The following is a 14,634-nucleotide window of genomic DNA, read 5'->3' as shown; positions in this document are numbered from 1 at the left end:
CCTCCCAAGCTGGGCGGCCGGGACGACAGACGAGAGAACGCAGCCGTCGCGAAGCTTAAGCCTTCGCCAGCGCCCGCTTCGCCATCACCGCGACGAGATGCGCGCGGTATTCGGCGCCGGCGTGAATGTCGCTCGACATGCCGTTTGCCGGCACGGTCAGCCCTTCGATCGACTTCGCCGCGAAGCGCTTCTTCAGCGCCTCTTCGAACGACTTGACGCGGAACACGCCGTTCGCACCCGCGCCCGTCACCGCGACGCGGATGTCCGAGCCGCGCTTTGACACGAACACGCCGACCAGCGCAAAGCCCGAAGCAGGGTGGCGGAACTTCTCGTAGGCCGCCTTCTTCGCCACCGGGAACGACACCTTGGTGATGATCTCGTCCGGCTCCAGCGCGGTCGAGAACATGCCGGTGAAATAGTCGTCCGCCGCGATGCGGCGCTTGTTGGTGATGATCGTCGCGCCGAGGCCGAGACAGGCCGCCGGATAATCGGCGTTCGGATCGTTGTTGGCGAGCGAGCCGCCGATGGTGCCGCGGTGACGCACCGCCGGATCGCCGATGCTGCCGGCGAGCGCGGCGAGCGCCGGGATCGCTTCCTTCACCACCGGAGAATTCGCGACTTCGAAATGCGTCGCCATCGCGCCGATGGTCACCGAGCGGCCCTTGTGCTCGATGGCGTTCAGCCCCTCGACCTTGGAGAGATCGATCAGCGCCGAAGGCTGCGCGAGCCGCTGCTTCATCACCGGCAGCAGCGAGTGCCCGCCGGCGAGGATCTTGCCCTCGGGGTTCTTGCCGAGCAGGTTCGCGGCCTGCCGCACGGTGCCGGGACGATGGAAGGTGAAGTTGTACATGGGTCTCTCCGTTAAGCCGCTTTGCTGCCGCGCGAACGCTGCAGCGCCGACCAGACCGCGCTCGCGGTGGCCGGCATGGGAATGTCTTCGGAACCGACGGCGTCGGTGATCGCATTGATGACGGCGGCCGGCGCGGCGATCGCGCCCGCCTCGCCGCAGCCCTTGATGCCGAGCGGGTTGGACGGCGCCTTGGTCTCCGTCAGCCCGACATGGAACGACGGCAGGTTGGCGGCGCGCGGCATGGTGTAGTCCATGAACGAGCCGCTCAGGAGCTGGCCGTCGTTCGAGTAGACCGCGCCTTCGAGCAGCGCCTGGCCGACGCCCTGCGCGATGCCGCCATGCACCTGACCCTCGACGATCATCGGATTGATGACGGTGCCGAAGTCGTCCACCGCGGTCCAGTTCACCACCTCGGTCGCGCCGGTGTCGGTGTCGATCTCGACCTCGCAGATGTGGCAGCCGGCCGGGAACGTGAAGTTGGTCGGGTCGTAGAATGCGCCTTCCTTCAGGCCCGGCTCCAGATCGGCGCCGGCGAATTTGTGCGCGATATAGGCGTTGAGCGCGACGTCGCCGAAGGCGGCCGACTTGTCGGTCCCCGCGACGGTGAACTTGCCGTCCTTGAACTCGATGTCCGTCTCGGAGGCTTCGAGCATATAGGCCGCAACCTTCTTCGCCTTGGCTTCGATCTTGTCGAGCGCCTTGACGATGGCCGACATGCCGACCGCGCCTGAGCGCGAGCCGTAAGTGCCCATGCCGAACTGCACCTTGTCGGTGTCGCCGTGCACGATGGAAACGTTCTCGAACGGAATGCCGAGCCGCTCCGACACGAGCTGCGCGAAGGTCGTCTCGTGGCCCTGCCCGTGCGCGTGGGTGCCGGTCAGCACCTCGACGCTTCCGGTCGGGTTGACGCGCACTTCCGCGGACTCCCACAGGCCGACGCCGCAGCCGAGCGAGCCGACCGCCTGCGAGGGCGCGATGCCGCAGGCCTCGATATAGGTCGAGTAACCGATGCCGCGCAGCTTGCCGTGGCGGGCCGATTCACGCTTGCGCTTGTTGAAGCCTTTGACGTCCGCGATCTCCATCGCCTTCTTCAGCGAGGCGAGATAGTCGCCGGCGTCATAAGCCATGATGACCGGCGTCTGGTGCGGGAACGACTTGATGAAGTTGCGCTTGCGCAGATCGGCCGGGTCCATGCCCATCTGGCGCGCGCCGACCTCGACCAGCCGTTCGACCACGAAGGTCGCCTCGGGGCGTCCCGCGCCGCGATAGGCGTCGACCGGCACGGTGTTGGTGTAGACCGCGTCGACCTCGCAATAGATGTTCGGGATCGCGTACTGGCCCGACAGCAGCGTGGCGTAGAGATAGGTCGGCACCGACGACGAGAAGGTCGACATATAGGCGCCGAGATTGGCGATGGTCTTGGCCCGCAGCGCGGTGATCCTGCCTTCCGCGTCGAACGCCATTTCGGCGTGGGTGACGTGGTCGCGGCCATGCGCGTCGGTGACGAAGCTCTCCGAACGGTCGGCGGTCCATTTCACCGGGCGGCGCACCTTGCGCGCGGCCCAGAGGCAGACGACCTCCTCCGGATAGATGAAGATCTTGGAGCCGAAGCCGCCGCCGACATCCGGCGCAATGACGCGCAGCTTGTGCTCCGGCGCCATGCCGACGAAGGCGGCGATGACGAGCCGCGCGACGTGCGGGTTCTGCGAGGTGTTCCACAGCGTCAGGCTGTCGTTGCCCGCGTCGTATTCGGCGAGCGAGGCGCGCGGCTCGATGGCGTTCGGGATGACGCGATTGTTGACGAGATCGATCTTGGTGACGTGCTTGGCCGCCTTGAACGCGGCTTCGGTCGCGTTCGCATCGCCGAGATGCCACTGATAGATCGTGTTGCTGGCGATCTCGTCGTGAATCTGCGGCGCGCCCTTGGCCTGCGCTTTCGCCGGATCGGTAACCGACGGCAGCACCTCGTAATCGACCTTCACCTTGTCGGCGGCGTCGCGCCCCTGCGCCTGCGTCTCCGCGATCACGACCGCGACCGCGTCGCCGACGTGATTGACACTGCCCGCGGCGATGGCCGGATGCGCCGCCATCTTCATCGGCGAGCCGTCCTTGGAATGGATCATCCAGCCGCAGATCAGGTTGCCGATCTTGTCGCCGGCGAGTTCGGCGCCGGTCAGCACCGCGACGACGCCCGGCATCTTGATCGCCTCGGAGGCGTCGATCGTCTTGATCTTCGCGCGCGCGTGGGGCGAGCGGACGAACACCGCGCGGGTTTCACCCGGCCGCGTCACGTCGTCGGTGTACTGGCCCTTGCCCGTGATGAAACGGATGTCTTCCTTGCGGCGAACCGCCGCGCCGATTCCGGTCGCAGACATGACAACCTCCCTCTCCGCGCTTCTGGCAGCTTCCTCCCGAAGTCTTTTCAGCGACGGCTATTTCGCCATCGCCTTGGCGCCCGCCGCCACCGCTTTCACGATGTTGTGGTAGCCGGTGCAGCGGCAAATGTTGCCGTCGAGCTCCTCGCGGATCGTGTGATCGTCGAGCTCGTTGCCCTTGCGGCGCACGATGTCGACCGCGGTCATGATCATGCCGGGCGTGCAATAGCCACACTGCAGCGCATGGTTCTCGCGGAACGCCTCCTGCATCGGATGCAGCGGGGCGCCGTTCGGCGCGAGCCCTTCGATGGTGGTGACCTGCGCGCCTTCGGCCTGCAGCGCGAGCGTGGTGCAGGACTTCACGGCGACGCCGTTCATGTGAACGACGCAGGCCCCGCACTGCGAGGTGTCGCAGCCGACATGGGTGCCGGTCAGGCGAAGGTTTTCACGGAGAAACTGAACGAGCAGCGTGCGGGGTTCGACGTCGCCGGACACGGTTTTCCCGTTCACGGTCATGGACACAGCCGGCATGGGCATCTCCCAAAATGCGGGTCAAACGGCCTCTTTTTCCGGTTCCACCGGAAGAGCCCGGCCGACCCGGCCGAAATTCGAAGGTTTTTTTCCAGTTTGGAACACCCCTAAGTCTGAACCCGCACAAAAGGGGGGTCAAGGGGCGTCCAGGGAATGACTGGGGCAGAAGGCGCGCGCAGCCGGCCCCTCAGCCGGCGAACTCGTTGGCGAACTTCCGGAAAAAGTCGTCCGCGACCTTCTTTGCCGCACCGTTGACCAGCCGCTGGCCGAGCTGGGCGAGCTTGCCGCCGATCTGGGCCTCGACATTGTAGGTGAGCAGCGTGCCGCCGTCCTTGTCGACCAGCGCCACCGTCGCCCCGCCCTTGGCGAAGCCGGCGATGCCGCCGTCGCCCTCGCCGACGATCCTGTAGCCGTTCGGCGGATCGAGGTCGGTCAGGTTCACCTTGCCTTTGAAGCGGGCCTTCACCGGGCCGATCTTCTGCGTTGCGACCGCTTGGAACTCGGTGTCCGACACCTTGTTCAGTTCCTCGCAGCCGGGGATGCAGCGCTTGAGCACCTCGGCGTCGTTGAGAGCGGCCCAGACTTTCTCGCGGCTCGCGGCCAGCTGATACTCGCCCGTCATCGTCATCGCCATCGTCGTCTACTCCCTGCTCGACACCAGCCCGGCCATCGTTCCGGTGATTATCCCGTCCACCATCGGGGTGCAATCCGGTGGAAAGTCCTGCCGCAGCCGGCCACCGGCCTCGCCGATCATATCGAGAAAACGGTCGAGATGGCGCATCGCGCCCGACGGCACGTCATGCAGCACCATCAGCGTCCAGGCTTGCGCGCGCACATGGTCCATCGCGCGCCCGATCCAGCCCTCCGCGTCGTCCCAGTCGCGCGGGATCGAATTCCACAACACGCATGTATAGCCGCCATGCGCTAGGTAGTCGGCGTTGCCGGCGGTCAGGAGATGCGGCCCGAGCTTGCCGCCGCCGCCCTGCGGACGGAAATAGCGATGCGCGTGCGCAAGCCCGCCGAGCGTGGCTTGCGTGCGGCCGATTTCACTGTCGGAGAGATCGCCGCCGCGCGCGCCGAGCGGTCCCGAATGCGTCCAGGTGTGATTGCCGATCCAGTGGCCTTCCGCATGCGCGCGTTCGGCGAGCGCGCGGCGTCCCGGCATCGCGAGCTTTTCGCCGATCACGAAAAACGTCGTCTTGATGCCGCGCCGCGCCAGCACGTCGAGCACCTGCTGCGTCGTTTCCGGCTCCGGCCCGTTGTCGAATGTCAGCGTCAGATCGAACATAACGGCAAGCTTGCAGCCGATTTCCGCGTCTCCCGCAAGGCCTCAGGGTTGGCGGCAGCTATGCGGCCACATAAAGTGCGGCCAACTCAAAACGCGCCTTGCAGGGGAAATGCCGATGCCGAAAATCGATGCCGATGGCTGTCCGATCAATGTCGAGGTCACCGGGCCGGACAATGCCCCGGCGCTGATGCTGTCGAACTCGCTCGGCACCAACCTGCATATGTGGGACGACCAAGTGCCGGCGTGGTCGCAGCATTTCCGTGTCGTGCGTTACGACAGGCGCGGCCACGGCCAGTCCGGCTCGCCGCCCGGCCCCTATTCGATGGAACGTTTCGGCCGCGACGTGCTTGCGATCCTCGACGCGCTGAAGATCGACAAGACGCATTGGTGCGGCCTATCGATGGGCGGCATGGTCGGGCAATGGCTCGGCGCCCATGCGCGCGACCGCATCGGCAAGCTCATTCTGTCGAACACGCAGTACAACTATGCCGACAAGAGCGGCTGGATCGACCGTATCAAATTCGTCCGCGAGAAAGGTCTCGCCCAGCTCGTCGGCCCGAACATGGAGCGCTGGTTCACCAAAGGCTTCCGCGAGGCGAATCCGCAGGCGATGGCGCGCATGACGGAGATGTTTCTCGGCAGCAATCCGGATGGCTACATCGCCTGCTGCGAGGCGATCCGCGACATGAACTTCACCGCCTCCAACCCGACCATCACCGCGCCGACGCTGGTGATCGTCGGCACGCACGATCCCGCGACGCCGCCGGTGGCCGGCGAGCAGATCGCAAAGGCCATTCCGGGGGCGAAGCTCGCCGCGATCGACGCCTCCCACATTTCCAACATCGAGCAGCCGGCGGTTTATACGAAAACGGTGCTCGACTTCCTGCGGAGCTGACGCCGATGGACGACAAGGAACGCTTCGACAAGGGCACCGCGCGCCGCCGTCAGGTGCTCGGCAATGAATGGGTCGACCGCTCGACCAGGAACAAGACCGCCTTCAACGCGGAATTCCTCGACCTGATTTCCCGCTACGCCTGGGGCGAGATCTGGACGCGGCCGCATTTCGACGACCGCACCCGCCGCGTCCTCGTGATCGGCACCATGATTGCGCTCGACAAGTGGGAGGAGTTCCGCATGCATGTGCGCGCGGCGCTGGTCGAAGGCGGCTTCACGAGCGACGACATCAAGGAAATCATCATGCAGCAGGCGATCTATTGCGGCGTGCCGGCTGCCAATCACGCCTTCAAGGAAGCGGCGGGCGTCATCGCCGAAGTGAACAAGTAAGAAGTGAACAAATAAAAAAACAAGGCGGGCACCCCGCCCGCCTTGTCGTCCCCTTCCGGCATCCCGCGCGATCAGAAGTTGAACGCGCGCGACACCGCCACAAGCTTCTCATTCACAAACTTGGCGTACTGGTCGGCGATCACCCAGGCGACGCCGCAGCGCATGCCCCAGAAAATCACCAGCGCCATCAGCCGGTCCACCATGACGAGCGCTCCTTCGTCCGCGCGGCGCGCAAGCGCCGCTGTTCGTCAGGCGTGGAGACGCGAGCCCGGCCTCGCGGGCAGCGTCTTCGGCACGTAATCCCGCGCGTCGAACGTCGCGAGATCGATGGGCTTCACGGGCTTCGCGCCCGCCGAGGCCGGCTCGAAGGTCATCAGGTTGAAATTCTTGAGGCTCTTCGGGGAAACGGTCTTCGCGACCGCCCGGCCGCTGCCGGCAAGCGCGGCGGCGACGCCCGCGAGCGCGAGGTCGACCGCGTAATCACGCAGCATGTCGGGATTGTGCTGGACGATCATCGGCAGCAGCGCCACCGCGCAGATCGGCACCGCCAGCACGAAACCGGCCTGCGCCACCTCGAGATTGGGCGAACCGCGGAACAGGCTGCGCAGGCGATCGACGACGTGCAGCGCGCAGACCACAGCGACGGTGCCCTTCAGCGCGCCAAACACGGCGCCGAGCTTGATGAGACCGGCCGGCGCGAGACCGAGATAACGGCCGAGCGCGAACACGACCTGCGAGGCAAGTGCGTCGTCGAGGCCGAAGGTCGGCGACGTGAACACCCGCCAGGCATCCATGCCCCAGGTGAAGGCGAAATAGGCGGCGACAGCGAGCACCATCGTCGCGGAGATTCCGGAAATGCGCTTCATGAGCGTTCCTCCTGCAAAGTCATGTGCCGGAGTAAGCGCTTCAAATGCGAAGTTCAAAGCAAACCGAAACTTTACCTTACCCGTTAAGCGCGTTGGCCCCCGCGTTCATCATTAACGGGCGGGGTCGCGTGCGTTGCGGAACGGCTGCGTCAGCAACGAGATCACGCCGCGCTCGCGCGGATCGCGGAATTCCGTGAGTCCGATGACGACACCCTCCTCGCCCGCCTTCGGCGCGGCGCGATAGGTGCGGAACAGCCGGTCCCACCACGGCAGATTGAAGCCGAAATTGCTGTCGGTCTCCTCGCGCTCGACCGAATGATGCACCTGATGCATCTGCGGCGTGACGATCAGCCAGCGCGCCAGCGGTTCGAGCCGCGCCGGCAGCGCGACATTGCTGTGGTTGAACATCGAACTCGCATTGAGCACGACCTCGAACGCCACGACGGCGACAGCCGGCACGCCGAGCGCCACGACCGCCGCGATCTTGATCGCCATCGACAGCAAGATTTCGATCGGATGGAACCGGTTGCCGGTCGTCACGTCGACATCGACGTCGGCGTGATGCATGCGATGCACCCGCCACAGCACCGGCACCGCGTGAAACACGCGGTGCTGGAGATAAATGATCAGATCGAGCGCGAGAAACCCGGCCACGAATTGAACCCAGACCGGCAGCGGCAGGTTGTGCAACAGGCCCCAGCCGCGCTCGGCGGCGACCAGCGCGACACCGACGGCCGCTGTCGGCACCAGAAGGCGGACTGCGACAATATCGATCAGGAAAATTCCGAAATTGCCCGGCCAGCGCGCCCGCCGCCCGGCCACCATTCTGCGGCGCGGCGCGGTCGCCTCCCACAGCGCCATGATGGCAAAGACCGTCACCGCGCAGGCAATCCGGATCGTCAGTTCCGCAGTCGGCGACATCGCGCATTCCCGTGGCGGCACTCCGCCACCCACAACAGCAAATTGCGATGATTTGACAAGAGGGAACGCCGTGGGGGAACGCGCCCCTCGCGTTGCCGCGCGGAAATCCGCCTGTTAAGACTGGCATCGGGAGCCGCCGGCCGGGGCGGCGTGGGGATGACACCCGAGCCATGGAAGTCTTTCTTCAGCAGCTGATCAACGGCATCACCGTCGGCTCGATCTACGGGCTGATCGCCATTGGCTACACCATGGTGTTCGGCATCATCGGCATGGTGAACTTCGCCCACGGCGACGTCTTCATGGTGTCGGCCTTCATCGCGGTGGTCGCCTTCCTGTTCCTCACCGCCTGGCTCGGCATCGGCTCCATCGCCGTCATCCTGTTTCTGGTGCTGCTGATCGCCATGGTGTTCACCTCGGTGGTGAACTGGGTGATCGAGCGCCTCGCCTATCGCCCGCTGCGCGGCTCGTTCCGCCTCGCCCCGCTGATTTCCGCGATCGGCATGTCGATCTTCCTGTCGAACTTCGTGCAGGTGACGCAAGGCCCGCGCAACAAGTCACTGCCGCCGCTGGTGCGCGGCGATTTCGTGCTGCTGCACGGCGACACCTTCCCGGTCACTCTGTCCTACAAGCAGATCATCATCTGGGGCGTCACCGCGGTGCTGCTCATGGCGTTCTGGTATCTGGTGGCTCGCACGTCGCTCGGCCGCGCCCAGCGCGCCTGCGAGCAGGATCAGAAGATGGCGGCGCTGGTCGGCGTCAACGTCGACCGCACCATCTCGATCACCTTCGTCATCGCCGCGGCGCTCGCAGCGGTCGCCGGCACCATGTACATGGTGCAATACGGCGTCGTGAACTTCGCCGACGGCTTCACACCCGGCGTCAAGGCGTTCACCGCCGCCGTGCTCGGCGGCATCGGCTCGCTGCCGGGCGCCGTGGTCGGCGGCCTGCTGATCGGCATCATCGAAACCATGTGGTCGGCTTATTTCTCGATCGACTACAAGGATGTCGCCTCGTTCTCGGTGCTGGCGATCGTGCTGATCTTCCTGCCGCAAGGCCTGTTCGGCCGCCCGGACGTCGAAAAGGTCTGACATGACCGCGCAAGGCGACGGCATTGGCGAGCCGATAGCGGGGCGGGCCGCACCTGTCGACGTCGTCCATGCGCTAAGGCAGGCCGGCGTCACCACCGCACTCGCCTTCGCGCTGTTTCTGCCGCTGATCGGTTTCCAGACCGTCCAGAACATCCGCAACGAACTCGTCCTCGAGACGCGCTGGTCGCTGCTGTTCTGGATGGTGGCGATCGCGGGCCTCTCGCGCCTCGTCTACGATCTCGTCATCGCGCCGTGGCGCGCCCGCCGCCGCGCGGCCGCGCGGCCGCGCGCCAGCACCACCGCGGCCGGCGTCTGGCGCCGCCGCCTGATGCCCTTCGCGATCGGCTTCCTGCTGGTCTATCCGGTCGTCGCGATCTACGGCGCGGGCTGGACCGGCGCGACCAAATGGATCGACAATTTCGGCATCCAGATCCTGATCTACGTCATGCTCGGCTGGGGCCTCAACATCGTGGTCGGCCTCGCCGGCCTGCTCGACCTCGGCTACGTCGCCTTTTACGCGGTCGGCGCCTATTCCTACGCGCTGCTCGCCAAGAATTTCGGCTTCTCGTTCTGGATTCTGCTGCCGCTCGCCGGCATCCTGTCCTCGTTCTGGGGCATCATCCTCGGCTTTCCGGTGCTGCGGCTGCGCGGCGACTATCTCGCCATCGTCACGCTCGCCTTCGGCGAGATCATCCGCATGGTGCTGGTCAACTGGGTCGATCTCACCAACGGCTACGCCGGCATCAGCTCGATCCCGCGCCCGACCTTTTTCGGCATCCCCTTCACCGCCAACGACGACGGCTTCGCCGCGCTGTTCGGCCTCGAGTTCACGCCGGTCTACCGCACGCTGTTTCTCTATTATGTGATCCTCGGGCTTGCGCTGCTCACCGCCTTCGTCACCGTGCGGCTGCGCCGTCTGCCGGTCGGCCGCGCGTGGGAAGCGTTGCGCGAAGACGAGATCGCCTGCCGCTCGCTCGGCATCAACACCACCAACACCAAGCTCACCGCCTTCTCGATCGGCGCGATGTTCGGCGGCTTCGCCGGCTCGTTCTTCGCCGCGCGGCAGGGCTTCATCTCGCCGGAGTCCTTCACGTTCCTGGAGTCCGCCACCATCGTCGCCATCGTCGTGCTCGGCGGCATGGGCAGCCAGATCGGCGTCGCCATCGCCGCGATCGTCATGGTCGGCGGCGTCGAGATCATGCGTGAGCTCGACTTCCTCAAATACGTGTTCGGGCAGGACTTCGACCCGACGCAGTACCGCATGCTGATTTTCGGCCTTGCGATGGTGCTGGTGATGATCTGGCGGCCGCGCGGGCTGATCTCGACGCGCGAGCCGTCGGTGTTCCTGAAAGAGCGCAAGGCGATCGCGAGCGATCTCGTCGGCCAGGGACACGGCTGATGACGGCCGCCCCCATTCTGCGTATCGAGCATCTGACCATGCGCTTCGGCGGGCTGGTCGCCGTTCACGACCTGTCGTTCGACGTACGCGGCGGCGAGATCACCGCGCTGATCGGTCCCAACGGCGCCGGCAAGACCACCGTCTTCAACTGCATCACCGGCTTCTACAAGCCGACCGCCGGACGCATGGCGCTCGTCCACGGCGATCCATCGTCCTGGAGCGATCTCGATGCGCTGACCGAAAGCGGCGCGCGCTGGACGTCCTATGGCGACGGCGCGGTCTATCTGCTGGAACGCATGCCGGACTATCTGGTGACGCATAAGGCGCGCGTCGCCCGCACCTTCCAGAACATCCGGCTGTTCGCCGGCATGACGGTGCTGGAAAACCTGCTGGTCGCCCAGCACAACCCGCTGATGCTCGCTTCGGGCTTCTCGTTCGCCGGGATCTTCGGCATTCCCTCCTACACGGTCGCCGAACAAGCGGCCATCGAAAAGGCCAAGGCCTGGCTCGAGCGCATTAGCCTGATCGATCGCGCCGACGACCCGGCCGGCGATCTGCCCTATGGCGCGCAGCGCCGCCTCGAAATCGCGCGCGCGATGTGCACCGACCCGGTGCTGCTCTGCCTCGACGAGCCGGCGGCCGGGCTTAATCCGCGCGAGAGCGCCGAGCTGAACGACTTGCTGCTCACGATCCGCAACGAGGATCGCACCTCGATCCTGCTGATCGAGCACGACATGAGCGTGGTGATGGGGATTTCCGACCACATCGTCGTGCTCGACTATGGCGTCAAGATTTCCGACGGCACGCCGGAGTATGTGCGCAACGACCAGAAGGTGATCGCGGCCTATCTCGGCGTCGAGGACAAGGACGTCGCCAAGGCCGAAGCGGAGGCCGGCATATGACCGCCCTCCTCACCGTGCGCGGCGTCAAGACCTTCTACGGCCGGGTGATGGCGCTGAAGGGCGTCGATATCGACGTCGAGGATGGCGAGATCGTCACGCTGATCGGCGCCAACGGCGCCGGCAAGTCGACCTTGATGATGACCATTTGCGGCAATCCCCGCGCGCGCGAAGGCACGATCGCCTTCGCCGGCCACGACATCACGCAATTGCCGACCCACGAGATCGCGCGGCTCAAGCTCGCGCAGTCGCCGGAGGGCCGCCGCATCTTCTCGCGCATGACGGTGCTGGAAAATCTGCAGATGGGCGCGACCACGTCGGACCCTGCGCATTTCAGCCAGGACCTCGAGCGCGTGCTCACACTGTTTCCGCGGCTGAAGGAGCGCATCGCGCAGCGCGGCGGCACGCTGTCGGGTGGCGAGCAGCAGATGCTGGCGATCGCCCGGGCGCTGATGGGCCGCCCGCGTCTCCTGTTGCTCGATGAGCCCTCGCTCGGCCTCGCGCCGCTGATCGTGCGGCAGATCTTCGACGCCATCCGCATGCTCAACCGGGAGGAAAAGCTGACCGTCTTCCTCGTCGAGCAGAACGCCTTCCACGCGCTCAAGCTCGCCCACCGCGGCTACGTCATGGTCAACGGGCAGATCACGCTGTCGGGGTCGGGAGCGGACCTGCTGGCGCGGCCGGAGATCCAGGCTGCCTATCTCGAAGGCGGGAGGCACTGAGGATGGACATCAACCTCGCCCACGTTCTCTATGAAGAGAATTCCTTCGGTGTGTTCGTGCTGGTCACGCTCGCGCTCGGCGGCGGCGGCGCCTGGCTGACCGGCCGGGCCATTGCCGGCACCTGGCGGCCGGCCTGGCAGGTCGCCGTTTACATGCTCGTGCTGGCGGCGGCGGTTCGCTTCATCCATTTCTCGTTGTTCGACGGCACCCTCTTGTCGCCGCATTACTATCTGGTCGATCTCGCGTTCTGCCTCGCGATCGGCTTCGCCGGCTTCCGCGTCATGCGGGTTAACCAGATGGTGCGGCAATATCACTGGCTTAACAGCCCCGCCGGCCGCTTCCGCTGGCGCCGAAACGGCGCCTAAGATACCATTGCGCCAATTCGCCTTGTGATTTCCGGGTCAACCGACAGGAGTTGTGGGATGAAAAAACTGACGACGCTCGGCCTTGCGCTGGGCATCAGCGTAGCGCTCGGCGGCACCGCCATGGCGCAGGTCAAGATGGGCGTTCTGGGTCCGATCACCGGCCCGAACGCCGCGTTCGGCGCGCAGCTCAAGAACGGCGCGGAACAGGCCGTCGCCGACATCAACGCGGCCGGCGGCATCATGGGCAAGAAGATCGAACTGCAGATCGGCGACGACGTCTCCGATCCCAAGCAGGGCGTGTCGGTCGCCAACAAATTCGCCGGTGACGGCGTGAAGTTCGTGGTCGGCGCCTTCAACTCCGGCGTCACCATGCCGTCCTCGGAATCCTTCCAGGAAAACGGCATCCTGCAGATCACCCCGGCCTCGACCAACCCGCAGGTCACCGAGCGCGGCATGTGGAACATCTTCCGCACCTGCGGCCGTGACGACCAGCAGGGATCGGTCGCCGCCGCCTACATCCTCAAGCATTTCAAGGGCAAGAAGGTCGCCGTCGTCCACGACAAGACGACCTACGGCAAAGGCCTCGCCGACGAGACCAAGAAGGCGATGAACAAGGGCGGCCTGAAGGAAGTTCTGTATGAAGGCGTCAACACCGGCGAGAAGGACTTCTCCGCGCTGGTGACCAAGATCAAGCAGGCCGGCGCCGACCTCGTTTACTGGGGCGGTCTGCACACCGAAGGCGGCGCGATCGTGCGCCAGATGCGCGACCAGGGCGTCAAGGCGCCGCTGATGGGCGCCGACGGCATCACCTCCGACGAGTTCGCCGCCATCGGCGGTCCGGGCGTCGAAGGCACGCTGATGACCTACGGCCCCGACCCGCGCAAGAACCCGCAGGCCAAGGCGGTCGTCGAGAAGTTCCGCGCCAAGAAGTTCGAGCCGGAAGCCTACACGCTCTACAGCTATGCGAGCGTGCAGGTCATCGCGCAGGCGGCCACCGCCGCGAAGTCGCTCGACCCCAAGAAGGTCGCGGAGAAGATCCACTCCGGCATGAAGTTCAAGACCGTGCTGGGCGACCTCTCCTATGACAAGAAGGGTGACATCACCAAGCTCGACTACGTGATGTACATCTGGAAGAAGAACCCGCAGGGCAAGATCACCTACTTCGAGTGCCCGAACAACGACTGCTCGAAGCAGATGTAATCGCCGCGCAGCGGTTGAATCGGAAAGCCCGCCTCACCGGCGGGCTTTTCATTTTGGGGGAGACGCAAGGCGCGACCCAACAACCGCTCACCCCCGCGAAAGCGGGGGTCCACGACTCAAACGATGCGTCCATTTTGTAAAGATGGATTCCCGCTTGCGCGGGAATGAGCGAAGTGGGGATACGGTTCGGAGAGTCAGTTCTACGACCGCTCGCGGTTGCGCTCCTTGATCAGCGCCGCAAGCTCCACGGCCTCCGCGTCCGGCTCCGTGCCGAGTCCTTCGATCACGCCGGCGCGGTCGGCGGCTGTGCGGTTCTGGCTCATCTTCCATTTGCCTTCGAGCCGCACGATCGGAATTTCGAGACCGACGATGCCGCGCAACTGACCTTCGACGAACGGCGCCGGCGCATCCGACACCGCCCACGGCGCTTGCCGCGGCCGCTCCTGCTGCGCGGTCAGTTCCGCGACATGGCCTGCGAGCCAGTCGCGGTCGTCTTTCACGATGAGCGGCCCATAGACATGAACGGCGGCGTAGTTCCAGGTCGGCACCACCTTGCCGCTCTCGCGCTTGGTCGCATACCACGACGGCGTGATGTAGCGGTCGAGCCCCGAGAAGATCACCAGCGCGCCGTGCGTCGCATCGAAATCCTTCCACAGCGGATTGCCGCGCGCGACGTGACAGCGCAGCGTTCCGCGTTCACCGGCGCTCGCATCGAGCACGAAGGGCAGCGGATTGGCGGTCAGCCCGGTCGAAGCGAGCGTCACCAGGAAGCCGAATGGACGCGCGCGGATCAGCTCGTGCTGAACGGCAAGGTCGTCTTCGCGGAACAGCGGCGGCTGGTACATG

17 protein-coding genes are annotated in these 14,634 nt (G+C 65.5%); 8 read left to right on the top strand and 9 right to left on the bottom strand.

Going from position 1 to position 14,634, the window contains the following annotated elements:
• Positions 1–55 precede the first annotated feature (55 nt).
• The 5 genes from AB7F10_RS03515 to AB7F10_RS03495 form a co-directional block, all read right to left on the bottom strand.
• Positions 56–850, bottom strand: a complete 795-nt coding sequence (locus AB7F10_RS03515) for an FAD binding domain-containing protein (protein WP_428557655.1) — start codon at positions 848–850, stop codon at positions 56–58.
• 11 nt (positions 851–861) lie between these two features.
• On the bottom strand, positions 862–3,225 hold the full coding sequence (locus AB7F10_RS03510) for a xanthine dehydrogenase family protein molybdopterin-binding subunit (protein ID WP_428557656.1): 2,364 nt from the start codon (positions 3,223–3,225) through the stop codon (positions 862–864).
• 57 nt (positions 3,226–3,282) lie between these two features.
• The gene (locus AB7F10_RS03505; RefSeq protein ID WP_428557657.1) at positions 3,283–3,756 is read right to left on the bottom strand and encodes a (2Fe-2S)-binding protein; all 474 of its coding nucleotides are present in this window, start codon (positions 3,754–3,756) and stop codon (positions 3,283–3,285) included.
• Positions 3,757–3,943: 187 nt separating this feature from the next.
• The gene (locus tag AB7F10_RS03500; RefSeq protein ID WP_428557658.1) at positions 3,944–4,390 is read right to left on the bottom strand and encodes an SRPBCC family protein; all 447 of its coding nucleotides are present in this window, start codon (positions 4,388–4,390) and stop codon (positions 3,944–3,946) included.
• 6 nt (positions 4,391–4,396) lie between these two features.
• The gene (locus tag AB7F10_RS03495) at positions 4,397–5,044 is read right to left on the bottom strand and encodes a polysaccharide deacetylase family protein (RefSeq protein WP_428557659.1); all 648 of its coding nucleotides are present in this window, start codon (positions 5,042–5,044) and stop codon (positions 4,397–4,399) included.
• 115 nt (positions 5,045–5,159) lie between these two features.
• On the opposite strand from AB7F10_RS03495, the gene pcaD reads away from it, so the two are divergent.
• Positions 5,160–5,939 carry a 3-oxoadipate enol-lactonase gene (gene pcaD / locus AB7F10_RS03490; protein ID WP_428557660.1) on the top strand — a complete coding sequence of 260 codons (780 nt, stop codon included), beginning with the start codon at positions 5,160–5,162 and terminating at the stop codon, positions 5,937–5,939.
• A gap of 5 nt (positions 5,940–5,944) precedes the next feature.
• Positions 5,945–6,328: a carboxymuconolactone decarboxylase family protein gene (locus AB7F10_RS03485; protein WP_428557661.1), complete on the top strand. Its 384-nt coding sequence runs from the start codon at positions 5,945–5,947 to the stop codon at positions 6,326–6,328.
• A gap of 71 nt (positions 6,329–6,399) precedes the next feature.
• On the opposite strand, the gene AB7F10_RS03480 is transcribed toward AB7F10_RS03485, so the two are convergent.
• The 3 genes from AB7F10_RS03480 to AB7F10_RS03470 all read right to left on the bottom strand — a co-directional run bounded on the left by AB7F10_RS03480 (position 6,400) and on the right by AB7F10_RS03470 (position 8,115).
• Positions 6,400–6,531, bottom strand: a complete 132-nt coding sequence (locus AB7F10_RS03480) for a hypothetical protein (RefSeq protein ID WP_428557662.1) — start codon at positions 6,529–6,531, stop codon at positions 6,400–6,402.
• Positions 6,532–6,576: 45 nt separating this feature from the next.
• Complete coding sequence (locus tag AB7F10_RS03475) at positions 6,577–7,194, bottom strand: hypothetical protein (RefSeq protein ID WP_428557663.1); 618 nt, start codon at positions 7,192–7,194, stop codon at positions 6,577–6,579.
• Positions 7,195–7,305: 111 nt separating this feature from the next.
• The gene (locus tag AB7F10_RS03470; protein WP_428557664.1) at positions 7,306–8,115 is read right to left on the bottom strand and encodes a sterol desaturase family protein; all 810 of its coding nucleotides are present in this window, start codon (positions 8,113–8,115) and stop codon (positions 7,306–7,308) included.
• Positions 8,116–8,285: 170 nt separating this feature from the next.
• Between AB7F10_RS03470 and AB7F10_RS03465 the strand changes: the two genes are divergently transcribed.
• The 6 genes from AB7F10_RS03465 to AB7F10_RS03440 are packed head-to-tail and all read left to right on the top strand — an operon-like array spanning position 8,286 to position 13,788.
• On the top strand, positions 8,286–9,203 hold the full coding sequence (locus AB7F10_RS03465) for an ABC transporter permease subunit (protein ID WP_428557665.1): 918 nt from the start codon (positions 8,286–8,288) through the stop codon (positions 9,201–9,203).
• A 1-nt stretch (position 9,204) separates the two neighbouring features.
• Positions 9,205–10,602: a high-affinity branched-chain amino acid ABC transporter permease LivM gene (gene livM, locus AB7F10_RS03460; RefSeq protein ID WP_428587100.1), complete on the top strand. Its 1,398-nt coding sequence runs from the start codon at positions 9,205–9,207 to the stop codon at positions 10,600–10,602.
• Positions 10,602–11,504, top strand: a complete 903-nt coding sequence (locus AB7F10_RS03455; RefSeq protein ID WP_428557667.1) for an ABC transporter ATP-binding protein — start codon at positions 10,602–10,604, stop codon at positions 11,502–11,504. Before livM ends, AB7F10_RS03455 begins: the two co-directional genes overlap by 1 nt.
• The gene (locus tag AB7F10_RS03450) at positions 11,501–12,223 is read left to right on the top strand and encodes an ABC transporter ATP-binding protein (protein ID WP_428557668.1); all 723 of its coding nucleotides are present in this window, start codon (positions 11,501–11,503) and stop codon (positions 12,221–12,223) included. Before AB7F10_RS03455 ends, AB7F10_RS03450 begins: the two co-directional genes overlap by 4 nt.
• Positions 12,224–12,225: 2 nt before the next feature.
• Positions 12,226–12,588 carry a DUF6867 family protein gene (locus AB7F10_RS03445; RefSeq protein ID WP_428557669.1) on the top strand — a complete coding sequence of 121 codons (363 nt, stop codon included), beginning with the start codon at positions 12,226–12,228 and terminating at the stop codon, positions 12,586–12,588.
• A 57-nt stretch (positions 12,589–12,645) separates the two neighbouring features.
• Positions 12,646–13,788 carry a branched-chain amino acid ABC transporter substrate-binding protein gene (locus AB7F10_RS03440; RefSeq protein ID WP_428557670.1) on the top strand — a complete coding sequence of 381 codons (1,143 nt, stop codon included), beginning with the start codon at positions 12,646–12,648 and terminating at the stop codon, positions 13,786–13,788.
• Positions 13,789–13,988: 200 nt separating this feature from the next.
• Here AB7F10_RS03440 and AB7F10_RS03435 read toward each other — a convergent pair whose 3' ends face one another.
• Entirely contained in the window at positions 13,989–14,633 is a 645-nt protein-coding gene (locus AB7F10_RS03435; RefSeq protein WP_428557671.1) for an FMN-binding negative transcriptional regulator, read from the bottom strand.
• Position 14,634: the final 1 nt, after the last annotated feature.

Origin of the sequence: Pseudolabrys sp. (assembly GCF_050250095.1) — a bacterium.
Lineage (GTDB): Bacteria > Pseudomonadota > Alphaproteobacteria > Rhizobiales > Xanthobacteraceae > Pseudolabrys.
The sequence above is the reverse complement of the archived record's forward strand: the minus strand, read 5'-3'. Positions and strand labels throughout refer to the sequence as shown.